The organism is Billgrantia aerodenitrificans (assembly GCF_021404405.1).
GTDB lineage: Bacteria > Pseudomonadota > Gammaproteobacteria > Pseudomonadales > Halomonadaceae > Halomonas > Halomonas aerodenitrificans.
In genome coordinates this window covers 289,909-314,861 of sequence record NZ_JABFTV010000004.1, presented here as the reverse complement: position 1 = coordinate 314,861, position 24,953 = coordinate 289,909, and the positions used below count along the sequence as shown (strand labels likewise).

Sequence of the window (24,953 nt, the reverse complement as noted above, 5' to 3'; positions counted from 1 at the left end):
CGTGACAGAACGCAACGTCAGTTGCTGACCGCCATGGCGGGCACAGGCTCGTCGAGCTGCCGCAGTTCGATATCGCTGTGGTGACAGAGGATCTCGTTGCCTTTGTCGAGCCGCACCCGCGGCGGCGAGACCTTGTTGCACTTGCCGTCGATCCTGACCGGACAGCGTGACAGGAACGGACAGAGTGGCGTCGCCGAGGCCGGTGGAGCGATCTGCGGCAGCGCACCGCGTCCCGCCCGGGTCTCCTCCAGCCAGCCCTGGTGCATCTCCGGCACCGACTCGATCAGCAGATGGGTGTACGGATGGTACGGCGGTGCCTGGAACGTCGAGCGCCCCCCCTGCTCCACCTTGTTGCCGGCATACATCACCACCACCTCGTCGCAGATCGCGCGTACCGTGCTGATGTCGTGGCTGATGAAGAGGTAGGTAACGTTCAGCTCCCGCTGCAGTTGCGCCATGAGTTCGAGGATTGCAGCACCGACCACCGTATCCAGGGCTGAGGTGACCTCATCGCAGAGGATCAAATCCGGCTCGGCCGCCAGCGCACGCGCCAGGTTGATGCGCTGCTTCTGGCCACCGGACAGCTCACTTGGGCGTCGCTTCGCCAGGCTCGCCGGCAGTTGCACCAGCTCCAGCAGCTCGGCCACCCGGCGGCGGCGCTGCACGCTGCGCATGCCGTGGTAGAAACGCAGCGGTCGCGCCAGGATCTCCTCGATGGTGTGCTGCGGATTCAGCGCCGTATCGGCATTCTGGAATACGTACTGGACGCGCCGGAACTCATCCCGCGTACGCCCCGACAACGACCTGCTGAGCAACTGGCCATCCAGCAGGACTTGCCCGGCCGAGGGCTCCACCAGGCCGGCAATGGCCCGAGCAACGGTGGTCTTGCCCGACCCGGATTCACCGATGATCCCGACCGTGGCTCCGCGACGGACCTTCAGGTCGATATTCTGCACGACCCGTTTGCTGCCATAGCAGATCTCGAGATCACGCACCTCGAGCAACAGATCCTCGTCGATATCGGAAGCTGCTGGCGCCGCTTCAGCTACTTGCCCCGTCGGTCTCATCGCTGCCAGCAGGCTGCGGGTATAGGGGTGCTCGGGCTCCACCAGGATCTGCTCGGTGCGGCTGTCCTCCTGGATCTCGCCGTTGCGCAGCACCACGATGCGGTCGGCCATCTGCGCCACCACCGCCAGGTCGTGGGAGACATATACCGCTGTGGTATCCAGGTCGCGCACCACCTTCTTGAACGCCCGCAGCACCTCGATCTGGGTAGTGACGTCCAGCGCGGTGGTCGGCTCGTCGAGGATGACCAGCGCCGGATCGGTGATCAGTGCCATTGCTGCCATCAACCGCTGCAGCTGCCCGCCCGACACCTGATGCGGATAGCGCGCGCCGATGTTCTCGGGGTCCGGCAGCGCCAGCGCCCGGAACAACTCGACCGCCTTGGCCTGCGCCTCTCGCCGCGACAGCACGCCATGGATCAGCGCACTCTCGATCACCTGCTCCATGATGGTCTTGGCGGGGTTGAACGCCGCCGCGGCGCTTTGGGCGATATAGGCCACGGTGCGTCCACGCAGCTTCGCCAGCTCACTATCCGACAGCTTCAGCACGTCGACGTCGCCGATGCGCACCGAGCCGCCAACGATACGACAGCCGGCGCGGGCATAGCCCATCAACGCCAGGGCGATGGTGGTCTTGCCGGAGCCGGACTCACCGATCAACGCCAGCACCTCGCCCTTCTTCAGAGTGAAATCGGCACCGTGCACGATCGGCACATCGACGCCGGCATCGTTACGCGCCGCTACGCGCAGCCCGCTGACCTTGACGATATCGTTCATCTCAGTTCTCCATCTCGCGCTTGGCCCGTGCACCGAAGCTGTCGATGATCAGGTTGACCCCGACGGTCAGGGTTGCGATGGCAACCGCCGGTGCCAATACGGCCGGAGCGCCTTCACCCAGGCCCTGGATGTTTTCCCGTACCAGAGAGCCCCAGTCCGCATCCGGCGGCTGTACGCCCAGACCGAGAAAGCTCATCGCGCTCAGCAGCAGCACGACGTAGACGAAACGCAAGCCGAAGTCGGTCAGCACCGGACGGAGCATGTTCGGCAGCACCTCGATGAACATGATGTACGGCATGGCCTCACCCCGCGCCCGCGCGACCTGAACGAAGTCCATCGTCATGACGTTGACGGCGACCGCACGCGCGATGCGGTAAGAGCCGGGCATATAGGCAAAGGCGGCCATGACCAGCAGCAGAGGCACCGAAGAGCCGAAGGCGGCCACCATGATCAGCGCGAAGATCTTGTTGGGAATGGCGATCAGGGCATCCTGAGTGCGACTGATGGCAGCATCGATCCAGCCACCGGAGGCTGCTGCCACCAGGCCCAGCACCACGCCGAACAGGCAGGCCAGTACCGTTGCAGCCAGTGCCACGCCGATCGTGTAGGGCGCGCCGTGCAACAAGCGACTGAGGATGTCCCGGCCCAGGAAGTCCGTGCCAAGCGGGTATTCCAGGCTGATTGGGCCGAATATCTCGAAGCTGACCAGCGCGTTGGCACCATGGGGCGCCAGCCAGGGGCCGACCAGGGCCATCAGCAGCCAGAACCCGACGATCAACAGCCCCAGGGCACCGCTGATCGGCCGCTTGGCACGGCGGCGCACGGCCTTCGGCGGCTGGTCGCCGAACGCCACATCGAGCGCGGCCTCGGCTCGAGCACCCGAGGTGCTCAATTTCGGTGACGGCGGAAGAGTGTTCGGGTTCATGTGCGCAGCCTCGGGTTGGATAGGATGGCAATGATGTCGGCGATCAGCACCAGCAGCAGAAAGCCCAGGGAGAACAGCATCACGCACGCCTGCACCAGCGGCATGTCGCGGGTCACCACGGCGTTCACCATCAGCGTCGCAATGCCCGGATAGTTGAAGATCGTCTCGACGATGACTACACCGCCAAGCAGATACGACAGGCTCAGCGCCACGGCATTGGCAATCGGACCGATCGCATTCGGCAGCGCATGCCGGAGCACCACCCGCATCGGTCGGGCGCCCTTGAGTACCGCCATTTCAACGTAGGGGGAGCTGAGCTGATCGATGACGGCCGCACGGGTCATGCGCGCCATCTGAGCGACCAATACGCAGCACAGGGTCAGCACCGGCATGGCATAGACACTGAGCAGCTGCAGGAAAGAGTCGACTTCCACAGAGCGCGACAGCGCTGAGAGCCAACCCAACTTGACCGCGAAGATCAGCACCGCGACGGTGGCAATCAGGAACTCGGGAACCGACACCAGAAACACCGCCAGCATGTTGGTATAGCGGTCGAAGATCGATCCGCGATACATCGCCGAGAGAATGCCGATGGATAGCGCCAGGGGCACGGCAATCAGAGCAGTGGCCGCTGCCAGCTTCAGAGAGTTGGGCAGCCGGCTCGCGATCAGATCGTCGACCGGCATGCCGTTGACCAGCGAAACACCGGGGTTGCCCGTCACCAGGCCACCCAGCCAGCTCAGGTAACGCATGTAGACGGGCAGGTCCAGACCCAACTTCGCACGCAGTGCCGCCACCGCTTCCGGCGTCGCCTCCTGGCCGAGCTGTTCCTGGGCCGCGTCGCCCGGTAATAGGCTGGTGAGAATGAAGACCACCAGCGAGACGATGAGCAGGGTGAGCACGCCGATACCCAGCCGGCCGATGATGAGCCGTGGAATGCTGCTGTTCATGGTTTGCCCTTCTTATTGTGGCGTCACCTCACTCCCGCCAAGGTGACGCCTTCATGGTTGAGTTGTCGTTAGAGGGATTCGCTCAGGCGTCCAGCCAGACGTGTTCGGCGAACATGTAGCCCATCAGGCCACCCAGCGGATGGGGGGTCAGCCCCCGCAGCTTGGTGTTGTGGCCGTCGATGCTGCTCCTGAACTGCGGGATGCCGATGCCGCCGTGCTCGTGGATCAGTACCTGCATGTCGCCGTACATCTGCTTGCGCTTGGCTTCGTCGGTCTCGCCGCGTGCCGCCAGCAGCAGCTGGTCGAACTGTTCGTTGCGCCAGCCCGACTCGTTCCAGGCGGCCTCGGACTGGAAGAACAGGCTGAACATCAGGTCGGCGGTCGGCCGCGCACTGATGGCGCCGAAGCCCAGCGGATGCTTCATCCAGTGGTTGGACCAGTAGCCGTCCGACGGCACCCGCCGAATATCGAGCCTGAGCCCGATTTGCTGTGCCGAGAGCTGCATCAGCTGGGCCATGTCCACCGAGCCGGTGGCGGCCTCGGAGGCCACCAGGGGAATCGAACGGTTCCCGATGCCGGCGCGCTCCAGGTGGTACTTCGCCCGGTCCAGGTCGAAGGTGCGCTGCGGCAGGTCGGCGAGGTGGTAGCGGTGGCTGGGCGCGATCGGCTGGTCGTTGCCGAGAGTGCCGAAGCCGCCGAAGGCGAGCCGCTGGATCTGCTCACGATCGAGCATGTACTTCATCGCCAGCACGAAGTCCGGGTTGTTGACCGGCCCCAGCTCGTCGCGCATCACCAGGTTGGTATAAGCGCCGGTCGGGGATTCCATCGCCGTGGCGTTGGCGCTGTTGAGGATGCGTGGGATCGAGCGCGCATTGACCGGGTTGATGAGGTCGACGTCCCCGGCGAGCAGGGCGTTGATGCGCGCGGCCTCGTCGGGGATCGCGAAGAACTCGATCTCGTCGAGGTAGGGCTGACCCGGCTTCCAGTAGCTGTCGTTGCGCACGGCGACCGAACGCACTCCCGGCTGGAACTCCGCGCACTCGAAGGGCCCGGTGCCGTTGGCGAGGCTGAAGTCCGTGGCGCCGTCGCGCACGATGAGGAAGTGGGAGGTGGCGAGGATCGCCGGCAGGTCGGCGTTGGGACTGGTGAGCCGGATGTGCACTTCATGCGGGCCGGCGGCGCTGACCTCTTCGAGCTGCTCAGCGACGCTGAGGGCGCGGGAGGCGGTATCCGGATCCTTGTGGCGGTTCAGCGAGTAGACCACGTCGGCCGAGGTGAACGGCTGACCGTCGTGGAAGACGACGTCCCGACGCAGCTTGACGACCCAGGTGAGGGCGTCGTCGGTGTCGAACGACTCCGCCAGCGACATGCGCGGCACCAGCGCCTCGTCCAGTGTGGTCAGGCCGTTGTAGAACATGAAGTGACGGCAGTAGTCGGTGTAGTTCGCCCCCTTGGCCGGGTCCAGCGTGTCGGCGGTCGAGCTGGTCGCACTCGCGACCTTGATACGTCCGCCGCGCTGGGGCGTCTGGGCGAAGGCGGACGACGCGCCGGTCATCAAGCCGCCGGCGGTGGCGGCCAACACGGTACCGGCGGCCATGCCGCGCAGCACATCGCGCCGGGTGAAGCCATGGCCGCCTTGGCCGGCTGTCCGCATCAGCTCCGTCATGGCCCGCCGATCATGGCCAGGGAAGTTCCTGTTCTTCATATCGTGCCTCCGTCTATCCGCTATCATTGCTTGCTGTTGTTATATCGGCGCGCCGTTATCCAGGGGGCTACTTCAGGCAATCCGGGGTATTACCGTTATCTCGCGTGACGCTTTCTGCCTAAGCCGATACTCTCGCTCCCGCCCTTCGTAACAAGCTGAAGACTCGACTCGCATGCCTCATCGGATACGAACAAGCCGTTGAAACAATTACAGCACCAATGCACAACGCTTTTGGTTCGTTTTGGCCCCACTCGCACATACAATCGTTGGCATTGGCCGCACCATACGGCAGAAGCTGCCGCACGCCCGAAGCCACCCCAGCGACAAGGCAGTCACACCGGCTGTGCAGCCTGGGAGAGGAATTTTCACTGGCCATAGCCATGCGCGCGGCATGATTCACCTGGCTTCGCGGTGCACCAACCTTACAGGTGCGGCAAGAACGTCCTAGTCATGACCGCTATCAGCTGCCAAACTGCCATTGCCAGGGAAAGCCACTTATGGAGAGCCAGGTGTCCAAAGAGACGTCAAAGCGCCTGCAGACTTATGAGCTGACGCTGCGAAACCTTCAGGAGAACGATATCGGCAAGCTGCATCAGCTGTCGGTGGGTGTCGGCTGGCCGCACCGGCCAGACGATTGGCGCATGCTGCTCAAGATTGGCAAGGGATTTGCCGGCTGCGACAAGATCGGCCGGATCGTCGGCTCGGCAATGTGGTTTCCCATGGGCAACGATTTCGCCACCATCGGCATGGTCATCACCACGCCACAGCTACAGGCCCAGGGCGGCGGCGGCTGGCTGATGGATCACGTGATGCAGCAGTGCCACGGCCGTCGTCTTCAGATCATTGCGCCCCGGGTCGCCTATCGTCTCGCCCATGCCCTTGGCTTCAAGGCCGTGAGCGTCGTGCATCAACACCAGGGCACGGCTATCGATCCAGACGAGGTTTCGCTGCCGGCCGACAGCCGGGTTCGCCCATTGAAAGCGACGGATCTCCCCGACATTGCCCACCTCGACCAGGCCGCCTTCGGCGCCGATAGAGCAGCCATCCTGGAAGAGCTGGTCGGCCGTTCCGCCGGCACGGTGCTCGAGCGGGAGGGCCGTATCGCTGGCTTTGCCCTGTGCCGCAGATTCGGCCGCGGGCATATCGTGGGACCGGTCGTCGCGAAAAGCTCCGCCGACGCCATCGCACTGGTCGCCCCTCATGTACAAAAACATGCAGGAAGATTTCTCCGGGTCGATACCACCCGACCCGAGGGCGACTTCACCGAATTTCTCGAACGCTGCGGAATGCAGGAGTATGAACAGGTGTCGGTCATGACCCTACCCACCACAAAGGAACCGGTGGATACCGAGGTCCATACGTTTGCACTGGTGAACCAATCCCTGGGTTAGCCGACTTTCCACAGCATCCCTGAACACGTGTCGCTCCGTCTGAAAAGACGCAGCATGTGTCGCCTGCTCAGCAGCAAGAAAAAGCCTACCCATATCGTGCTAAAAACACGGCTGAGGGCGGCACTATCCTTCGCTATGACTTCCCTCTGCAAACATTACTACCGAATTTTCCCGCCACCATAATCAGCCCTCCATATCGGCAAGAACATCCTAGTAATGCCCCTGTGCAGACGCCAGAGTACGAAGAGCTATGGAGGAACTTCTTATGGCAGTCCAGAACCTTGATACCGACATTACCTATCGGCCCATGTTGGGGAGCGACCTACCTGCCGCTCATCGACTCTCGCAAGCGGTACGCTGGCCACATCGCCTGGAAGACTGGCAGCTCGTGCATCGTCTCGGCAGCGGTTTCGTTGCCGAGCGCAATGGTGAGGTCATCGGCACTGCCATGTGTTGGAGTCATGGCAGCGACCATGCAACGCTCGGCATGATCATCGTATCGCCGGAAGCCCAGGGGAAAGGCATCGGGCGCGCATTGATGGAGTCGATTCTCCACCTGACCGGCGAGCGCAATACGCTCTTGCTCGCCACCCCAGAGGGTCAGCCGCTGTACGAGCGACTCGGCTTCAAGCCCATCGGCACGGTCCACCAGCACCAGGGCACCGTCGTTCAGCCCGAAATCGTTGCGCCACCGCCCGGTGAGCGCATACGGCCGGCAGGCGTGAACGATCGCGCCAAGCTGATCGAGCTGGCGACAGCCGGTACCGGCATGCCCCGGGCAGCGGCGCTGAACGAACTGCTTCAGGTCGCCGATGGCGTGGTGCTCGACAACCAGGGGGAGCTCACCGGATTCGCCCTGATGCGGCGTTTCGGCCACGGCTACGTGATCGGACCGGTAGTGGCATCCTCTGCCGAGCGGGCCAAGGCCATGATCAGCTACTGGATGGGGGCGCGTGTCGACTCCTTCATCCGCATCGACGTCCACGATTCCGGTCACCTGAGCCCCTGGCTGCAGGAGCTCGGCCTGTTGCAGGTCGATACCGTCGTTGCCATGGTCAAAGGCGAAGCACCGGTACCGGCATTCGGCCTGCAGCAGTTCGCCATCATCAACCAGGCGCTGGGCTGATCCGGAACGTCATCACTCATCACGGCCAACAGAAGAGGAGGTGGCGGATGCGCCCCTCCTCTCCTTTCTCGACACCGGCAAAAATCATTGGCGATTAGCGCTGCCCGGACATGCCATGACAGTGCAGGGACCTCTTGCATAGGGCACGGATCGATATATCAACAGCGGCACCGTTTTCGGTGTTTCCTGCCGCCTACCCCTCGAGTTTCGGCGACTCTACGGAAAACTAAAGCGCCATACTTCTTATCATGACGGGCCGCTGGCCCGGGAAACTCTCGATATCAATCCTCGCCTGATACTCGACGTGAGGCCTTCCCATGCACGAACGCAGCATCGCCGAACAGAGCACGTCCTTTTGGTGGGAAACGGCACCCGTCAAACCGCTGCCGCAACAAACACCGCTCAGGCAACTCGATGTGTTGATCGTGGGCGCCGGCTACGCCGGTCTGGCGGCGGGGCTGGAACTGGCACGCGCAGGTCGGTCGGTGGCAGCATTCGACGCCATGAGTCCGGGCGAAGGCGCCTCATCGCGCAACGGCGGGATCACCAGCGGCAGCATTCGCCCGGACTACGCCACGCTCAGCCGCCGCTTCGGCGAGCAGAAGGCGCTGGCCATCGAGGCGGAAGGCAAGCTCGCCCGGGAGTTTCTCTACGATTTCATCGCGACCGAAGGGCTCGACTGCGACCTCCAGCTCAGCGGCCTGTTCCGCGGTGCCATCGGCCATGAACAGTACGAGAGCATGGCCCGCGGTGCCGAGGCGCTGGCGAAGCGACTGGGCATCGAGTCCTACGCCGTTCCGCACGGCGAACAGCGCGACTATATCGGCACCGACTTCTACCGCGGCGGCACGGTCAGGATGGACATCGGCGGTCTGACCCCGGCCAAGTTCCATGCCGAACTGCTGCGCGTGGCATTGGCCGAGGGGCTGACGGTCCACTCACATACCGCCGTGACGTCGATAGCGCGGGAAGGCGCTGGATTCCGCGTCACGACCTCGGCCGGTACGGTTCAGGCGCGGCAGGTTCTGGTCTGCACCAACGGCTACACCGATGGCGCTACGCCCTTCCTGCGCCGTCGCCTGGTGCCGGTGCGCAGCCGCATCATCGCCACCGAGGAGCTTCCTCCCGAGCTGATGGCGCGGCTGATGCCCAAGCGGATGATGATGGGCGAGGGCCTGCAGCTGGGCTTCTATTACCGCCCCTCACCCGACGGCAGGCGCATCCTGCTGGGCGGCCGCGACAGCTCCCGGGTCGGCGACCCGACGGCACCGACGCTGCGCCTGCGCAAGGGGTTGGTGACGCGCTTTCCCGAACTCGAGAACGTGCGCCTCTCCCACAGCTGGTTCGGCAACGTGGCGATGAACCGCGACATGCTGCCGCGAATCTTCGAAAAGAACGGCGTGCTCTACGCCACCGGCTTTTGCGGCTCAGGCGTGGTCTGGGCACCGTGGGTTGGTACCCGCGCGGCCCACAAGCTGCTGCGAAGCAGCGAGCACGCCTGCTCGGCCTTCGACTTCAGGCCGCCGCCCTGCATCCCTTTCTATCGTGGCAATCCGTGGTTCATGCCGGCCGTCATCCAGGGCTATGGAATGCAGGACCGAATCGCAATGTGGCGCGCCAGCCGATGACTCGCACCGATGCAGTCATCCGCCGGCCCTGCCAGCCAGGCCTCGGGCTTCGTACGCCCCGGCTCACCCAACTGTCGAGAGAACTGTCGAGAGGATGTTGTCATGGAAAGCTTTGACCCGAACCGGATAACGGTACGCAGTGCACACTTCATCGGCGGCCGTTACATCGCCGGCAGTTCGAGTGCGATCGATGTGCAACGGCCTTCCGACGGCGTTACCTACGCAGGTCTGCCGGTGGCGGACGCCGACCTCGTCGACCGGGCGGTACAGGACTCGTGGAACGCCTACAAGTACAGCGACTGGGCACGCTGCGCACCGCGTGACCGCGCACGCATCCTGCGGCGCTGGGCGGATCTGATCGAGGCCGACGTCAAGACGCTGGCACCGCTCGAAGCCGTCGGCTCGACCCGGCCGATCCGTGATGCGGCAGGCTGGGACGTGCCATTTACCGCCGAGGGCATCCGCTTCTATGCGGAGTGGGCGGACAAGATCGGCGGCGAGGTGGCTGCGACACGCAACGACCATCTCGGCATGACGATCGCGGAACCCTACGGTGTCATCGGCTCCATCGTGCCCTGGAATTTTCCGCTGGTGACCTCCTCATGGAAGGTGGGCCCCGCCCTGGCCGCCGGTAATGCCATGGTGCTCAAGCCATCCGAGATGACGCCATTCAGCGTGCTGCGGATGGCGGAACTGGCCGTCGAAGCCGGCGTGCCGGAAGGCATCTTCAACGTCGTGCAGGGCGATGGTCTCACCACCGGCGATGCACTGTGTCGCCATCCCAAGATTGCCAAGATGACCTTCACCGGTTCGACCCGAACCGGCGCGGCCATCATGGCGGCATGTGCCGAGAGCGGTACCAAGGCGGTAACGCTGGAGCTCGGCGGCAAGAGCCCGCAGGTGGTCTTCGCCGACGTCCACGACCTGGAAAGAACGGCGCGCACCGTGGCGCGGGCGATCACCACCAACGCCGGCCAGGTATGCGTTGCCGGCTCGCGTCTGATCGTGCAGCGCTCCATCGCCGACAGGTTCATCGAGCGGCTCGTCGCCATCGTGGCGGAACTCAAGGCCGGTTACACCTGGGAGCCGGACACCACCCTGTGCCCGATCATCTCCAGCCGCGAGATGGAACGTATCGATGGCATCGTGCAGCGCAGCACAGCACAGGGGGCACGTATCGTCACCGGTGGGCAGTGCCTCTCGATGGGTAACGCTGGCGGGTTCTACCAGCCGACCATCCTGAGCGACGTCGACCAGCAGATGGAAGCCGTGAAGAACGAGATCTTCGGCCCGGTGCTCACCGTGCAGACCTTCGACGACGAAGAGGAAGCCCAGGCCCTCGCCGACCACCCCGAATATGGCCTGGCCGCCGGTGTGCATACCGCGGACATCGGCCGGGCCCTGCGGCTGGCGCGCGGCATCGAGGCGGGTACCGTGTGGATCAACCGCTATGGGCGTACCGCCGACTTCGTGATACCCACCGGCGGCTACAAGCGCTCCGGCATCGGCAAGGACCTCGGACGCCAGGCGTACGAAGCGAACCTCAGAATAAAGAGTGTGCTCGTCGACTTCTCGCAGGAGATGCAGCAATGAAATTCGTATCCTACTGGCACGACACCTCGGCTTCCTTCGACCAGGCCGCGGCTGGCCCTGTCTCGGGAGAGTTCGAGGTAGCGGTGATCGGCGCAGGCTTCACCGGCCTCAATGCCGCCCGGCAGCTGGCGAAATCCGGCCTCAAGGTCGCCCTGCTCGAGGCCGAACATGTCGGCTATGGCGCATCGGGACGTAACGGCGGGCACCTCAACAGCGGTCATTTCGCCAGCTTCGGCGCCATCAAGGCGCGTTTCGGCGACGCCCAGGCGCGCCGCCTGTGGCAAGCCTATGACGATTCGATCGACATGATCGAGGCGATCATCGACGAAGAGAAGATCGACTGCGGCTTCCGCCGGGGCGGCAAGATCAAGCTGGCCTCCAAGCCCTCCCACGTGAAGAAGCTGCAGGCCATGTGCGACGAGCTCCGCCGCGAGGTCGACCCCACGGTGGAGTGGCTGTCACGCGAGGACGTGCGCAAGGAGCTGGGCTCGGACGCCTTCCACGGCGGCGTGCTGTCGCCGAAATCCGCCATGATGCACATGGGACGCTACGTCACCGGCATGGCCCAGGCCGCCCATCGTCACGGCGCGACCATCTGGGAGCACAATCCCGTCATTGCCCGCGAGCGGGTACCGAACGGCTGGCGACTGACCACGCCGACCGGCTCCCTCGTCGCCCGGCAGGTCATCCTGGCCACCGATGCCTACACCACGGAGACCTTCGGCTATTTCCGTCGGCGGATGATGTCGGTCGCCTCCTTCATCATCGTCACGCGCCCGCTCACCGCGGAAGAGGTCGCGGCGACGATGCCGGGCAACCGCAACTACACGAACTCGCTCAACATCGCCAACTACTTCCGCCTCACCCCGGACAACCGCGTGCTGTTCGGCGGCAGGGCCCGCTTCTCCTCGGCGTCGAATCAGAAGACGGACGTCAGCTCCGGGCAACTGCTGCGCAAACAAATGCTCGAGGTCTTCCCGCAGCTGGCCGACGTGGAGATTGACTACTGCTGGGGCGGTCTCGTCGGCTGCACCCAGGATCGCTACCCGCGCGCCGGCACCGCCGATGGGGTGATCTACGGCATGGGCTATTCGGGACATGGCGCGCAGGTCTCGACCCTGATCGGCAACGTGCTCGCCGATATCGCCATGGGCCGCAAGGGCACCAATCCGCTCGAGGGCCTGTCCTGGCGAGCCGTTCCCATGCACACGGGCAAGCCCTGGTTCCTGCCCATCGTGGGTGCCTATTACCGCATGAAAGACATGCTTCCCTGAAGACTTCCACCCATAATCGATCCGAGGTTCTCATGCTGCACTCTCTCGACCCACGCCAGCTCGACTCGCGCCAGGCTTCCAGCCTGCCAGCCCACCCTTCCATCATCGACCTCCGCCAGTTCGCCAGGGAGGTCACTGCCGACACCGCTGGCCAAGCCGACGGCCAGACGGATGCCTTCCTGGCAAACCGCTACCCTCTGGCAATCCCCGCCTGTCCGGTCGAAATCGGCGCCATCCGGCTGGAAGCGGGCACGGGCAGCGTGGCCGAACTGCCTACCGACGAGTTCATCATTCTTTGCGACGGCAGCCTGACACTGAACCGCCAGGGCCAGACTCTCGCGCTGGCCGACAGCGCCAGTGCCGTGCTGAGTGCCGGCGCCGGCTTCGACTGGCACTGCCCGCAACCCACCACCCTCCTCTATATACGCTACCTGGGTGAAAGTGCCGGCGAGGGCAATCTGATCGCCGTCGACGAAGCGGCAACGTTGGAGCCCTCCGGCACTCCCCTGGTGGAGCTGCTGATCGGTCCGACGCCCTCTTGCCGCAACCATACCGACTACCGCTCCGCCGACGAGGAATTCATGTGCGGCACCTGGGATTCGACTCCCTACCACCGTCGTGCCATGGAATCGCGGCAGTACGAACTGATGCACCTGCTGGCGGGGGCCGTCACGGTCGTTGAGCAGAACGGTGCCACTCGTACCTACACCAAGGGCGACATCTGCCTGGTCGAGAAAGGGGCGGTATGGAGCTGGGAAAGCCGCGAAGATGTGAAGAAGGTGTACGCGATTTACCGCCCGGCCTGAGAATTCGTTACACAATTGGCTGCGCGCCAGCAATAAATATCCAGCGATAATAACCAGCAATAAAAAGAAGGGAGCGCCCAGTGTGGCCGCTCCCTTCTTCTTTCTCATTTCTCGCTTCTCACGTTCCACGCTTCACCGGGATGCCGACTCCTCAGGCATCCGGCTCCTCAGGCGTCCAGCCAGACGTGTTCGGCGAACATGTAGCCCATCAGGCCACCCAGCGGATGAGGGGTCAGCCCCTGCAGCTTGGTGCTGTGGCCGTCGATGCTGCTCCTGAACTGCGGGATGCCGATGCCGCCGTGCTCGTGGATCAGTACCTGCATGTCGCCGTACATCTGCTTGCGCTTGGCTTCGTCGGTCTCGCCGCGTGCCGCCAGCAGCAGCTGGTCGAACTGTTCGTTGCGCCAGCCCGACTCGTTCCAGGCGGCCTCGGACTGGAAGAACAGGCTGAACATCAGGTCGGCGGTCGGCCGCGCACTGATGGCGCCGAAGCCCAGCGGATGCTTCATCCAGTGGTTGGACCAGTAGCCGTCCGACGGCACCCGCCGAATATCGAGCCTGAGCCCGATTTGCTGTGCCGAGAGCTGCATCAGCTGGGCCATGTCCACCGAGCCGGTGGCGGCCTCGGAGGCCACCAGGGGAATCGAACGGTTCCCGATGCCGGCGCGCTCCAGGTGGTACTTCGCCCGGTCCAGGTCGAAGGTGCGCTGCGGCAGGTCGGCGAGGTGGTAGCGGTGGCTGGGCGCGATCGGCTGGTCGTTGCCGAGAGTGCCGAAGCCGCCGAAGGCGAGCCGCTGGATCTGCTCACGATCGAGCATGTACTTCATCGCCAGCACGAAGTCCGGGTTGTTGACCGGCCCCAGCTCGTCGCGCATCACCAGGTTGGTATAAGCGCCGGTCGGGGATTCCATCGCCGTGGCGTTGGCGCTGTTGAGGATGCGTGGGATCGAGCGCGCATTGACCGGGTTGATGAGGTCGACGTCCCCGGCGAGCAGGGCGTTGATGCGCGCGGCCTCGTCGGGGATCGCGAAGAACTCGATCTCGTCGAGGTAGGGCTGACCCGGCTTCCAGTAGCTGTCGTTGCGCACGGCGACCGAACGCACTCCCGGCTGGAACTCCGCGCACTCGAAGGGCCCGGTGCCGTTGGCGAGGCTGAAGTCCGTGGCGCCGTCGCGCACGATGAGGAAGTGGGAGGTGGCGAGGATCGCCGGCAGGTCGGCGTTGGGACTGGTGAGCCGGATGTGCACTTCATGCGGGCCGGCGGCGCTGACCTCTTCGAGCTGCTCAGCGACGCTGAGGGCGCGGGAGGCGGTATCCGGATCCTTGTGGCGGTTCAGCGAGTAGACCACGTCGGCCGAGGTGAACGGCTGACCGTCGTGGAAGACGACGTCCCGACGCAGCTTGACGACCCAGGTGAGGGCGTCGTCGGTGTCGAACGACTCCGCCAGCGACATGCGCGGCACCAGCGCCTCGTCCAGTGTGGTCAGGCCGTTGTAGAACATGAAGTGACGGCAGTAGTCGGTGTAGTTCGCCCCCTTGGCCGGGTCCAGCGTGTCGGCGGTCGAGCTGGTCGCACTCGCGACCTTGATACGTCCGCCGCGCTGGGGCGTCTGGGCGAAGGCGGACGACGCGCCGGTCATCAAGCCGCCGGCGGTGGCGGCCAGCACGGTACCGGCGGCCATGCCGCGCAGTACATCGCGCCGGGTGAAGCCATGGCCGCCTTGGCCGGCTGTTCGCATCAGGCTCGAAGCGAGCTGAGCACCGGGCAGTTTGTTGTTTTTCATCTGAATGCCTCCAAGTGTTTTTTCGTTGTACTGCTAACGTTTCACTATCATCATTGCGCTTCTAGCAGGGAAAGCCTCCTGGAAAACATTCCAATCGCTCCGTCACTCATTACAGCACCCACGTTCTGCATGACTGCCCCGTTTTCCGTAGGTTCAATCACACAATCCACGGCATTTAGGCCGCTTTCCGGCACATCATGCCGCCAATGTTCACTGAGCTTTGGCTAGACGTGTCATGCGAAACTGCAGGCAAGATTGTCCTAGTTTTGGTCATTCGATGTTGTCAGAGTTGATCGATCCATCACCTCTGACCAGATTGCATTGGAGACAAATTCATGAGCTTTCTCTACAAGTCAGAACCGGTTCGCGGCGCACGCTGGGCAGAGCTGTTCGCCGAGCGAGCGCCAGATATCGATTTCCATATCTGGCCCTCCATTGGCGATCCAAGACAGGTGCGCTACCTCGCCGCCTGGGAGCCACCGGAAGATATCCTGCAGACCTTTCCCAATCTGGAGCTGGTATTTTCGGTGGGGGCCGGCGTCGACCAGTTCGACCTTTCTCAAATACCGGAGCACATTCCGGTCGTGCGAATGATCGAGAGCGGTCTGGTCGCGGGAATGGTCGAATACGCCACGCTGGCCGTGTTGGCGGCCCACCGTGACTGGCTCACCTATGCCAACCAGCAGCGCAGCGGGATATGGAAGCCGATGCCGGTGCGCACGGCGAACACGCGCCGCGTCGGGGTACTCGGCATGGGCGTGCTGGGCCAGGCCGTGCTCGAGAAGCTGCGCGACTTCTGCTTCCAGTGTGCCGGCTGGAACCGTTCGGAACGCAGCCTCCCTGGCGTCGCATGCTTCACCGGCGAACGGGGCCTGGTGGATTTCCTGGCACGCACCGATATCCTGATCTGCCTGCTGCCACTGACCGCCGAGACACGAGGCATCCTGTCACAGGAGCTGTTCCGGCAACTGCCGCAAGGGGCCATGTTGATCAATCTGGGACGCGGCGATCACCTGGTCGAAGAGGACCTGCTGGATGCCCTGGACCGCAACCATCTCTCGACGGCAATTCTCGACGTATGCAGCGTCGAACCGCTGCCTGAGGGGCACCCCTTTTGGCATCACCCGCGCATCATGCTGACCCCTCATATTGCCAGCATGACCCAGCCGGACACATCCGCCGAGGCCGTGCTGGACAACCTGCGCCGCCACCGGGAAGGACTTCCATTGAAAGGGTTGGTCGATCGCACGCGTGGTTATTAGATGCATGCCGCAGAAAATGTCACGCAGGATTCAGATCGAAAAGGAAACTGCTCGAGTCTTGCGGCAATAAAGCATCGCCATGGATCTGGCCGCCATAGACTTGTCAGTGAACCCGAATGCCTGCCCCAGGCCACCACGATGAAGCGAGGTACGTGATGGTGGAGAATCTTACGCTTGCGACAGCGGCGCTGAGCACGGCAGTGCCCAACCTTGCACCCGACGAGGTAAGCGCACTGGTCAGACGCCTATACGGCATCCATGGCAGCATCAAATCACTGGTGGGCGAACGCGACCAGAATTGTCGCATCGAGACCGCCGACGGCAGGCGTTACGTTTTCAAGATCAGCAATCCATCCGAGCCGGTCTCGGTCGTCGATTTCCAGATCGCCGCACTCGACCACATCGCCCGCGTCACGCCGGGCCAGCCGGTGCCCCGCGTGGTACGGACGCTCGATGGACTGTCGCGGGATACGGTGACCTTGCCCGACGGGGTCCAGACCAGCGTACGGATGCTGACCTATCTCGACGGCACTCAGATTCGCGAGACGACCCGGACCGCCGCGCAGCGTCGGGCCATGGGGACCATGCTCGCCGAATTGAACCTCGCGCTGCGCGATGTCTCGCACCCTGGGGCAACGCATGACCTGCTGTGGAACGTCTCCACCGCGCACCGGTTGGTCGACAAGCTGGATGCCATCGTGGACGCCCCACGTCGTGCGCTCGCCGAGTCGTTCATGACACGCTTCACCGAGCATGTCCTGCCGCGTCTGGCCTCGGTGCGGGCTCAGGTCATCCACAACGATTTTCACCTCTACAACGTGCTGGTGGCGCCCGAAGATCATGAACGCATCGTGGGGATCATCGACTTCGGCGACATGCTGCATGCGCCACTGGTCGGCGAGGTAGCAACGGCGGCAGCCTTCCACACGGCGGGCCACACCGACCCGTTCGAGGGGGCGGCGCAGTTCGTCGGGGCCTATCACGCAACGCTGCCGCTTACCGACATCGAGCAGGAGATCGTTGCCGATCTGATGGCGACACGCCATCTCATCACCGTCTTGATTTCGGAATGGCGCGCCAAACGCTACCCCGAGAATCGCGACTACATCATGCGCCACAACCCCGCGTCCTGGGAGGCACTCTCCCAGATGGCCGACCTTTCCCGAGATGAGGCGCGCGACCGCCTGCTGGCCGAAGTACGAAAAGGAGAAAGTCGATGAAAAGCACCACCGACCTCAACATGGTCAACGCCTATATCCCCGGGCGCGCCGACGTGGGCCCCGTCACTGCGGCGATGATCGAGCGGCGCGACGCCTTGCTCGGCCCGGCCTATCGGCTGATGTACGAACATCCGCTGCATATCGTGCGCGGCGAAGGCGTGTGGCTGATGGATCCGGATGGCCGCCGCTACCTCGACATCTACAACAACGTCGCCTCACTCGGACACTGCCACCCGGCGGTGACCGAGGCGGTCTGCAATCAGGTGAAGGTTCTCGCGACCAACACCCGCTATCTGCACGACACGATTCTCGAACTGGCCGAACGTCTGCTGGCCACCGTACCCGAGACCGAACTTGCCCATCTCATGTTGACCTGTACCGGCAGCGAGGCGAACGATATCGCCTATCGCATCGCCCAGGTCCGTACCGGCGGCACCGGTGTGATCGTGACTGAAACCGCCTACCACGGCTTCACCGATGCGGTATCGAAATTCTCACCATCCCTCGGTACGACGGTCGACCTCGGCGCTCACGTGCGCACGGTCCCTGCACCGTGCCTCTATCATGCCGAGGGCGCCGATCTCGCCGAGCGCTTCACCCGCGACGTCGAGGCGGCTATCGCCGATCTCAAGCGTCACGGCATCAAACCGGCGATGCTCCTGGTCGACTCCGTGTTCACCAGCGACGGCATCCTCCCCGAGCCTGCGGGCTTCCTGAAGGGCACGGTCGATGCGATCAAGCGGGCCGGCGGCCTCTTTATCGCCGACGAAGTGCAGCCCGGCTTCGGCCGCACGGGCGAGCACATGTGGGGCTTCCAGCGTCACGGCATCTCGCCGGACATCGTCACCATGGGCAAGCCGATGGGCAACGGACAGCCCATCGCAGGGCTGCTGGCCACCGCCGATGCGCTGGCGGAGTTCGGCAAAAAATCACGCTACTTCAACACCTTCGCCGGCAACACCGTGTCCTGTGCAGCGGCGCTGGCGGTGCTGGATACCATCGAAAAGGAAGGCCTGATACAGCATGCCGCCAGAGTCGGAAAGCTCCTGCGTGACGGCATCGCCGAGCTTGCCAGCCGGCACGAGGCCATCGGCGACGTACGCGGCGTGGGCATGTTCGTCGGTGTGGAACTCGTCTCGGACCGTGCAACGCGCACACCCGACCGCGAACTCACTACCCGGGTCGTCAATCGCATGCGCGAAAAGGGCGTGCTGCTGAGCGCCTGCGCAATGGGCCACAATGTGCTCAAGATTCGACCGCCACTGGTGCTGTCAGCGGAACAGGCCGGGATGGTGATCGAAGTGCTCGACGAAGCGCTGAGCTTCGCGGCACGGGCACGGTAACCGACGGCCTCGAAGGTAATCGACCATGCGATCTGCAGCCTCCCTCGATCAGTTCGACATGAAGATTCTCGTGCATCTTCAGCGCGAGGGACGCTGCTCCAATGTCGAGCTGTCCGCGGCCGTCGGCCTCAGTGAAAGCCCATGCCTCGCCCGTACCAAGCGGCTTCAGGAGATCGGCGTCATTCGGGGCTACGGCGCGGACGTCGTGCTGGAGAAGTTGGGCAGTCACGTCATCGTGTTCTCCGAGGTGACCATCAGCAACCATCGGCCGCACGACTTCCGCAAGTTCGAAACCGGGGCCGGCAAGTACGACGAGATCGTCGAATGCTACAACGTCAGCGGCGGCTACGATTACCTTCTGAAAATCGTGGCGCCGGATATCGCGCATTTTCAGGCGCTCATGGAGCGGCTATTGGAAGACGACATCGGCATCGAGAAGTTCTCCAGCCGGGTCGTATTGCGCCGACCACTCGCTCAACGCGGAGATCCACTGACCGTTATCGCAACAGGAAAACCAAGCTGGGCATGACACTGGCCCGTTCGGCGCATGTACCGCCGTGCGCAGTGCATGAAGCAACGCGCGACAGCGGCCCGATGACAGCGATAGAGCGGTGCCGACAGTATCTTCCGAAACAGTGACGATTACGAAACTATCGGTTCCGGCGAAGCGAATAGTCGCAATAAAACGTTGCGCCCGGCTGACTATCATGGTCGTGGGTGCAGCGTGTCCACCGCCGAGGATAACTGGCAGGCCGACACCCGCGCCAAATCGGCGCGGCTCGCACCAGGCCCAACGTTCAGGAAGCGCTGAAGAAATCGGCGAGCGGAATGAAGCACTAGGCGCACGCAGCGCAGGCACCGGAGCCTATGGGGTATAGGTGAGGATGTCGAGCAGCGCGCAACGCAGTGATTCGTCCGCGCAGACATTTATGCAGCGTTTCCTTCATTCGATATTCGGCGGACTGACCATGCAAACTGATAATCTCGTCACCCTGGATCGCGACCACCTCGTCCATCCGGTCGTCAACTACCGTACCCATGAACAGCGCGGCGTAACGGTACTCACGTCGGGGCGCGGTGCCTACCTGCAGGACAGCAGCGGCCGCGAGCTCCTCGATGCCTTTTCCGGCCTCTGGTGCGTCAACACCGGCTATGGCCATGAGAGCATCGTGCGTGCCGCCGAGGAGCAGATGCGCCAACTGCCCTACGCTACCGGCTATTTCCATTTCGGCTCCGAGCCGGCCATTCGCCTGGCCGCCAAGCTGGTGGAATTGACCCCGGCATCGCTGCAGCGCGTCTATTTCACCATGGGCGGCTCCGACGCGGTGGACTCGGCGATCCGCTTCATCGTCAACTACTGGAACGCCCAGGGCAAAAGCGAGAAGAAGCACTTCATCACCCTCGAGCGCGGCTACCATGGCTCCTCGTCTCAGGGCGCGGGACTGACCGCCCTGCCGGTGTTCCACCGCAACTTCGATCTGCCGCTGCCCAACCAGCATCGCATTCCCTCGCCCTACCCTTACCGCAACCCGCTCGGCTCGGATCCCGCTGCCATCATCGAATCCTCCGTTGCGGCACTGCGTGACAAGGTGCATGAGCTCGGCGCCGACCGCGTCGCGGCCTTCTTCTGCGAACCCATTCAGGGCTCCGGCGGCGTGATCGTGCCGCCCAAGGGCTGGCTGAAGGCCATGCAGGAGTGCTGCCAGGAGCTGGGCATTCTGTTCGTGGTCGACGAGGTGATCACCGGCTTCGGTCGTACGGGGCCGATGTTCGCCTGTGAGGCCGAGGGCGTCACGCCGGACCTGATGACCCTGGCCAAGGGCCTGACCGCCGGCTATGCCCCCATGGGAGCCGTGATGATGAGCGACGCCGTCTACCAGGGCATCGCCGAAGGCGCTGCGGACCTGCCGATCGGGCATGGCCACACCTACTCCGCCCACCCCGTCAGTGCCGCCGTTGCCCTGGAGGTGCTGCGTCTGTATCAAGAGGGCGGCCTGCTGGAGAACGGCATCGCCCTGGCACCGCGCTTCGAAGAAGGCCTGCGCGCCATGCTCGACCATCCCCTGGTCGGCGATGCACGCAGTCGCGGCTTCCTTGGCGCTCTCGAACTGGTTGCCGACAAGCAGAGCAAAGAGCGCTTCGATCCCTCATTGAAATTGGCCGATCGCCTCTTTGAAGCCGCTTATGACAACGGCATCATCCTGCGGGCTTTCGCCGACAACGTCCTTGGCTTTGCCCCCGCACTTTGCTATACAAGTAATGACTTCGACTTACTGTTCGAGCGCCTCGAACGTACGCTGAATGCGGTGCTTGACCAGCCCGAAGTACGCCAGGCCCTGCGCTGACGGTCGCATGCGACGCACGCAGGTAATGGTGCGTCGCATTTTTCTGTCATTGCCGGACCGACAGACCGAACCACCGGAGCCTTGGATGATCGGCGCACCCAAACTGGACCGCCTCGACATACGCATTCTGAGCCATTTGCAGCGCAACGGCCGGATTTCGAATGTCGCTTTGGCAGACGCCGTCGGACTCTCCCCCAGTCCCTGCCTGACTCGTGTCAAACGTCTGGAAAAAGCCGGTTACATCATCGACTATGGTGCGCATCTGCAGCTCGAGAAGCTCGGCAGCATTCAACGGGTCTTTACCCAGCTAACGCTCTCCGATCACCGCCTCGAAGACTTCGCACGCTTCGAGGCTTATATACGCAAAGTGGATGAAGTTCTCGAGTGTCATCTGGTGAGTGGTGGCTTCGACTATCAACTGACTTTCCTTACCCGCAATGTCGTCCATTACCAGAGCGTCATGGAGGACATGCTCGAGCATAATATCGGCATCGACAAGTACTTCAGCTACATCGTGATCAAGTCTCCCGTGGTAAAAAAATACTACCCGATCGAGAAGCTGATCTCCGACCACGACTGACCCTGCCCTACCCCCTCACGGCATAAGCTTCCGTGCACCCCCTCGAAAACGTCCGAATCTGCGACGACAGGCCCCCATTACGAAAGCCTGCACCGGGGCGAGACGCCTAATATAGGTTCATTGCAGCAGCCGGCATCGTCTCGGGGCAAGGCTCTTTGGCTGCCCCGGCTTCGACATCCTAAAAACCAGCGAGGCAGCAGCCATGTCTTTCAACCTCGATCGCCCCGAACTCGTACGCTCCGACAACTTCATCGATGGCCGGTGGCAACCCGCTGTCACCGGCGAACACTACGCCGTCGACGACCCGGCAACCGGTGAAACCCTGATCAGCGTCGCCGACAGCACCGCCGCCGACGCACAGGCCGCCACCGCAGCCGCCTATCGCGCCTTCGACAGCTGGCGCCAGCAGCCGGCAGCGGCGCGGGCACGACTGCTGCGGCGCTGGCATACCCTGATCCAGGAGCACACCGAGGATCTCGCCCGCCTGATCTCCAGCGAGCAGGGCAAGCCCCTGGCGGAAGCGCGTGGCGAAGTGGCGTATGGCGCCTCCTACGTGGACTGGTTCGCCGCGGAAGCGGTGCGCAGCTACGGTGACATCATCCCCGCCGCGGTGGGCAGCAAGAGAATGCTGGTGACCAAGGAGCCGGTCGGCGTGGTGGCGGCGATCACACCGTGGAACTTCCCGCTGGCGATGATCGCCCGCAAGATCGCGCCGGCCCTCGCTGCCGGCTGCACCGTGGTCGCCAAGCCGGCCGAGGACACCCCGCTGACCGCGCTGGCGCTGGTCGCGCTGGCCGAGGAAGCCGGCATCCCCGCCGGCGTGCTGAACATCGTCACCTCCTCGCGGGAGCGGGTCGGCGATGTGGTCGGCGCCTGGCTGAGCGACTCCCGGGTGCGCAAGATCACCTTCACCGGCTCGACGGCGGTCGGCAAGCTGCTGGCCCGCGATTCGGCTCCCACGCTCAAGCGCCTCTCGCTCGAGCTCGGTGGTAACGCCCCCTTCATCGTGTTCGAGGATGCCGATCTCGACGCAGCGGTCGAGGGCCTGATGGCGGCCAAGTTCCGCAACGGCGGCCAGACCTGCGTCAGCCCGAATCGGGTCTATGTCCAGGAATCGGTCTATGAGGCCTTCGCCGACAAGCTGACGGCGCGCGTTCAGTCGCTTCGCGTCGGCCCCGGCGACCGTGACGACAGCCAGATCGGCCCGATGATCAACGCCCGCGCCGTCGACAAGATCGAACGTCACGTGCAGGATGCCCTGGCCCGCGGCGCCACGCTGCTCACCGGTGGCCAGCGCCTGAGCGGCGGCGTCACTGCCGGTCCCAACTACTACGCGCCCACCGTGCTCGGCGACGCCAGCCACGACATGGAGCTGGCCCAGGACGAAACCTTCGGCCCGGTGGTGCCGCTGTTCCGCTTCGCCGATGAAGAAGAGGTAGCAACGGCAGCCAACGATACGCCCTACGGCCTGGCCGCCTACTTCTTCTCCCGCGACGTGGCACGCATCTGGCGCCTCGCCGAGCGTCTGCAGACCGGCCTCGTCGGCATCAACGAAGGCGCGCTCGCCGCCGAATCGGCGCCCTTCGGCGGCATCAAGGAGTCGGGCTACGGTCGCGAAGGTTCGCGCTACGGTCTCGACGACTACATGGCGACCAAGTACCTGTGCCAGGGCAACCTCGCCTGAAGCGTCGCGTCACGGTCGTCCGTTCCGGCGAGCTGCAGGGCTGAACGGACGAATCGAGCATTGTCGCAGCTTACCGCTTTGGCGGCGCTGGCCGCATCGGCACGCTGAAGCGGTACAACCATCGATAGTCTGGCCAGGAGAAGCCCTCATGCCGGCTCCATTGTTAGCGATTCCATCCACGCCGGACCTGCCGGAGCGCGCCGATGCCGTGGTCATCGGCGGCGGCATCATCGGCGTATGTGCTGCCTATTACCTGGCCCGCCAGGGCGTGAGTGTGGCGCTGCTCGAAAAGGGCCGCATCGGCGCCGAGCAGTCCAGCCGCAACTGGGGCTGGTGCCGCCAGCAGAATCGTGACGCACGCGAGCTGCCACTATCGACCAAGAGCCTCGAGCTGTGGGAAGAGATCACCGCCGACCTCGGCGAGGACCTCGGTTTCCGCCGCTGCGGGCTGTTCTATCTATCGGACAGCCAAGCCGAGCTGGATGGCTGGGCCAAATGGCGCGACTTCGCCATCACCCAGGGGGTCACCACCCATATGCTGAGCGCCGCCGAAGCCACCGAGCGCGGCGCGATGACCGGAAAATCCTGGCTGGGGGGCGTGTTTTCGCCCACGGACGGCATCGCCGATCCGGCGCGAGCGGCGCCGCTGATCGCCAAGGGCGTCATCAAGCATGGCGGCACGATTCATCAGTTCTGCGCGGCACGCGGGGTCGAAACCGAAGCCGGGCGCGTGTCCGGGGTGATCACCGAGAAGGGCGTGATCAAGACGTCGCAGGTGGTGATGGCCGGCGGCGCCTGGGCCTCCTCCTTTTGCCGCCAGCTGGGCATCCGCTTTCCGCAGGCCTCGGTGCGCTCATCCATACTCTCGGTCATGCCAGGCGCCAAGGGCTTGCCCGATGCGCTGCACACGGCAGAGGTAACGGTCACCCGACGGGGAGACGGCGGCTATACGCTGGCCACCTCGGGGCGCGCCTGCCTGGACCTGACGCCGCAGCAGTTTCGCTTTTCGACGCATTTCCTGCCGATGTTCGCCAAACGCTGGCAACTGCTCTCCCCCGGCGACCTGCAGGGCTGGCAGTCCGGTCATGAAACGCGCAGGAAGTGGGCGCTCGACCGGCCCACGCCGATGGAGCGGGTGCGCATTCTCGATCCGCGCCCATCGGAGCGAATCCTGAGAGAAACCCTGGCCCGTGCGCGCCTACTGTTGCCCGCCCTGGGCAGCGTGCCCGTGCAGGCTGGCTGGGCCGGCTACATCGACAGCACGCCCGACGGCGTTCCGGTCATCGACGAGGCGGCGAACCTGCCCGGCTTTCTGCTGGCAGCCGGCTTTTCCGGCCACGGTTTCGGCATCGGCCCGGGGGCCGGCCGCCTGATCGCGGAAATGGTCACCGGCAAGACGCCGTTCGTCGAGCACCGTCAGTACCGGCTTGCACGCTTGAACAAGGGCGCCTGGGGCAAGGTCTCGGAGTTTTGAGGACCGGCCGGATCCATCCCTG

19 protein-coding genes are annotated in these 24,953 nt (G+C 64.0%); 14 read left to right on the top strand and 5 right to left on the bottom strand.

Features of this window, described 5'->3' with window-relative positions; all coding sequences use genetic code 11:
- Positions 1-17: 17 nt before the first annotated feature.
- The 4 genes from HOP59_RS09790 to HOP59_RS09775 form a co-directional block, all read right to left on the bottom strand.
- A complete protein-coding gene (locus HOP59_RS09790; RefSeq protein WP_234253825.1) occupies positions 18-1,841 on the bottom strand; it encodes an ABC transporter ATP-binding protein in 1,824 nt (607 codons plus the stop codon).
- A 1-nt stretch (position 1,842) separates the two neighbouring features.
- Entirely contained in the window at positions 1,843-2,766 is a 924-nt protein-coding gene (locus HOP59_RS09785; protein WP_234253823.1) for an ABC transporter permease, read from the bottom strand.
- Positions 2,763-3,716 carry an ABC transporter permease gene (locus tag HOP59_RS09780; RefSeq protein ID WP_234253820.1) on the bottom strand — a complete coding sequence of 318 codons (954 nt, stop codon included), beginning with the start codon at positions 3,714-3,716 and terminating at the stop codon, positions 2,763-2,765. Before HOP59_RS09780 ends, HOP59_RS09785 begins: the two co-directional genes overlap by 4 nt.
- An 82-nt stretch (positions 3,717-3,798) precedes the next feature.
- Positions 3,799-5,421 (bottom strand): ABC transporter substrate-binding protein, encoded by a 1,623-nt coding sequence (locus tag HOP59_RS09775; protein ID WP_234253817.1) that lies wholly within the window; start codon positions 5,419-5,421, stop codon positions 3,799-3,801.
- A 509-nt stretch (positions 5,422-5,930) separates the two neighbouring features.
- On the opposite strand from HOP59_RS09775, the gene HOP59_RS09770 reads away from it, so the two are divergent.
- The 6 genes from HOP59_RS09770 to HOP59_RS09745 all read left to right on the top strand — a co-directional run bounded on the left by HOP59_RS09770 (position 5,931) and on the right by HOP59_RS09745 (position 13,239).
- Positions 5,931-6,812, top strand: a complete 882-nt coding sequence (locus HOP59_RS09770; RefSeq protein WP_234253814.1) for a GNAT family N-acetyltransferase — start codon at positions 5,931-5,933, stop codon at positions 6,810-6,812.
- Between the two features lie 265 nt (positions 6,813-7,077).
- Positions 7,078-7,938, top strand: coding sequence for a GNAT family N-acetyltransferase (locus tag HOP59_RS09765; RefSeq protein ID WP_234253812.1), 861 nt, complete (start codon positions 7,078-7,080; stop codon positions 7,936-7,938).
- Positions 7,939-8,255: 317 nt separating this feature from the next.
- A complete protein-coding gene (locus HOP59_RS09760) occupies positions 8,256-9,566 on the top strand; it encodes an NAD(P)/FAD-dependent oxidoreductase (protein ID WP_234253810.1) in 1,311 nt (436 codons plus the stop codon).
- 102 nt (positions 9,567-9,668) lie between these two features.
- On the top strand, positions 9,669-11,159 hold the full coding sequence (locus HOP59_RS09755) for an aldehyde dehydrogenase family protein (RefSeq protein WP_234253808.1): 1,491 nt from the start codon (positions 9,669-9,671) through the stop codon (positions 11,157-11,159).
- Positions 11,156-12,433: an NAD(P)/FAD-dependent oxidoreductase gene (locus HOP59_RS09750; RefSeq protein WP_234253806.1), complete on the top strand. Its 1,278-nt coding sequence runs from the start codon at positions 11,156-11,158 to the stop codon at positions 12,431-12,433. The genes HOP59_RS09755 and HOP59_RS09750 overlap by 4 nt, the downstream gene beginning before the upstream one ends.
- Before the next feature lie 32 nt (positions 12,434-12,465).
- Positions 12,466-13,239, top strand: coding sequence for a cupin domain-containing protein (locus HOP59_RS09745; RefSeq protein WP_234253804.1), 774 nt, complete (start codon positions 12,466-12,468; stop codon positions 13,237-13,239).
- A gap of 167 nt (positions 13,240-13,406) precedes the next feature.
- Here the strand turns inward: HOP59_RS09745 and HOP59_RS09740 are convergent, their stop codons facing one another.
- Positions 13,407-15,023, bottom strand: a complete 1,617-nt coding sequence (locus HOP59_RS09740) for an ABC transporter substrate-binding protein (protein WP_234253801.1) — start codon at positions 15,021-15,023, stop codon at positions 13,407-13,409.
- A gap of 335 nt (positions 15,024-15,358) precedes the next feature.
- On the opposite strand from HOP59_RS09740, the gene HOP59_RS09735 reads away from it, so the two are divergent.
- The 8 genes from HOP59_RS09735 to HOP59_RS09700 all read left to right on the top strand — a co-directional run bounded on the left by HOP59_RS09735 (position 15,359) and on the right by HOP59_RS09700 (position 24,931).
- Positions 15,359-16,285: a 2-hydroxyacid dehydrogenase gene (locus HOP59_RS09735; RefSeq protein WP_234253798.1), complete on the top strand. Its 927-nt coding sequence runs from the start codon at positions 15,359-15,361 to the stop codon at positions 16,283-16,285.
- Positions 16,286-16,440: 155 nt separating this feature from the next.
- Positions 16,441-17,505, top strand: coding sequence for a phosphotransferase (locus tag HOP59_RS09730; RefSeq protein ID WP_234253795.1), 1,065 nt, complete (start codon positions 16,441-16,443; stop codon positions 17,503-17,505).
- The gene (locus HOP59_RS09725; RefSeq protein ID WP_234253793.1) at positions 17,502-18,848 is read left to right on the top strand and encodes an aspartate aminotransferase family protein; all 1,347 of its coding nucleotides are present in this window, start codon (positions 17,502-17,504) and stop codon (positions 18,846-18,848) included. The genes HOP59_RS09730 and HOP59_RS09725 overlap by 4 nt, the downstream gene beginning before the upstream one ends.
- Before the next feature lie 25 nt (positions 18,849-18,873).
- Complete coding sequence (locus tag HOP59_RS09720) at positions 18,874-19,377, top strand: Lrp/AsnC family transcriptional regulator (protein WP_234253791.1); 504 nt, start codon at positions 18,874-18,876, stop codon at positions 19,375-19,377.
- A 439-nt stretch (positions 19,378-19,816) separates the two neighbouring features.
- A complete protein-coding gene (locus HOP59_RS09715) occupies positions 19,817-21,193 on the top strand; it encodes an aspartate aminotransferase family protein (protein WP_234253790.1) in 1,377 nt (458 codons plus the stop codon).
- A 7-nt stretch (positions 21,194-21,200) separates the two neighbouring features.
- Positions 21,201-21,773 (top strand): Lrp/AsnC family transcriptional regulator, encoded by a 573-nt coding sequence (locus HOP59_RS09710; RefSeq protein ID WP_234253788.1) that lies wholly within the window; start codon positions 21,201-21,203, stop codon positions 21,771-21,773.
- 202 nt (positions 21,774-21,975) lie between these two features.
- Positions 21,976-23,457 carry an NAD-dependent succinate-semialdehyde dehydrogenase gene (locus tag HOP59_RS09705; protein ID WP_234253786.1) on the top strand — a complete coding sequence of 494 codons (1,482 nt, stop codon included), beginning with the start codon at positions 21,976-21,978 and terminating at the stop codon, positions 23,455-23,457.
- A gap of 148 nt (positions 23,458-23,605) precedes the next feature.
- Positions 23,606-24,931, top strand: coding sequence for an NAD(P)/FAD-dependent oxidoreductase (locus HOP59_RS09700; RefSeq protein WP_234253784.1), 1,326 nt, complete (start codon positions 23,606-23,608; stop codon positions 24,929-24,931).
- Positions 24,932-24,953 lie beyond the last annotated feature (22 nt).

Bases quoted from the DNA above. Each gene is read 5' to 3' on its own strand.
- HOP59_RS09790 (WP_234253825.1), bottom strand. From the start codon at position 1,841: ATGAACGATATCGTCAAGGTCAGCGGGCTGCGCGTAGCGGCGCGTAAC.
- HOP59_RS09785 (WP_234253823.1), bottom strand. From the start codon at position 2,766: ATGAACCCGAACACTCTTCCGCCGTCACCGAAATTGAGCACCTCGGGT.
- HOP59_RS09780 (WP_234253820.1), bottom strand. From the start codon at position 3,716: ATGAACAGCAGCATTCCACGGCTCATCATCGGCCGGCTGGGTATCGGC.
- HOP59_RS09775 (WP_234253817.1), bottom strand. From the start codon at position 5,421: ATGAAGAACAGGAACTTCCCTGGCCATGATCGGCGGGCCATGACGGAG.
- HOP59_RS09765 (WP_234253812.1), top strand. From the start codon at position 7,078: ATGGCAGTCCAGAACCTTGATACCGACATTACCTATCGGCCCATGTTG.
- HOP59_RS09760 (WP_234253810.1), top strand. From the start codon at position 8,256: ATGCACGAACGCAGCATCGCCGAACAGAGCACGTCCTTTTGGTGGGAA.
- HOP59_RS09755 (WP_234253808.1), top strand. From the start codon at position 9,669: ATGGAAAGCTTTGACCCGAACCGGATAACGGTACGCAGTGCACACTTC.
- HOP59_RS09750 (WP_234253806.1), top strand. From the start codon at position 11,156: ATGAAATTCGTATCCTACTGGCACGACACCTCGGCTTCCTTCGACCAG.
- HOP59_RS09745 (WP_234253804.1), top strand. From the start codon at position 12,466: ATGCTGCACTCTCTCGACCCACGCCAGCTCGACTCGCGCCAGGCTTCC.
- HOP59_RS09740 (WP_234253801.1), bottom strand. From the start codon at position 15,023: ATGAAAAACAACAAACTGCCCGGTGCTCAGCTCGCTTCGAGCCTGATG.
- HOP59_RS09735 (WP_234253798.1), top strand. From the start codon at position 15,359: ATGAGCTTTCTCTACAAGTCAGAACCGGTTCGCGGCGCACGCTGGGCA.
- HOP59_RS09730 (WP_234253795.1), top strand. From the start codon at position 16,441: ATGGTGGAGAATCTTACGCTTGCGACAGCGGCGCTGAGCACGGCAGTG.
- HOP59_RS09725 (WP_234253793.1), top strand. From the start codon at position 17,502: ATGAAAAGCACCACCGACCTCAACATGGTCAACGCCTATATCCCCGGG.
- HOP59_RS09720 (WP_234253791.1), top strand. From the start codon at position 18,874: ATGCGATCTGCAGCCTCCCTCGATCAGTTCGACATGAAGATTCTCGTG.
- HOP59_RS09715 (WP_234253790.1), top strand. From the start codon at position 19,817: ATGCAAACTGATAATCTCGTCACCCTGGATCGCGACCACCTCGTCCAT.
- HOP59_RS09710 (WP_234253788.1), top strand. From the start codon at position 21,201: ATGCGACGCACGCAGGTAATGGTGCGTCGCATTTTTCTGTCATTGCCG.
- HOP59_RS09705 (WP_234253786.1), top strand. From the start codon at position 21,976: ATGTCTTTCAACCTCGATCGCCCCGAACTCGTACGCTCCGACAACTTC.
- HOP59_RS09700 (WP_234253784.1), top strand. From the start codon at position 23,606: ATGCCGGCTCCATTGTTAGCGATTCCATCCACGCCGGACCTGCCGGAG.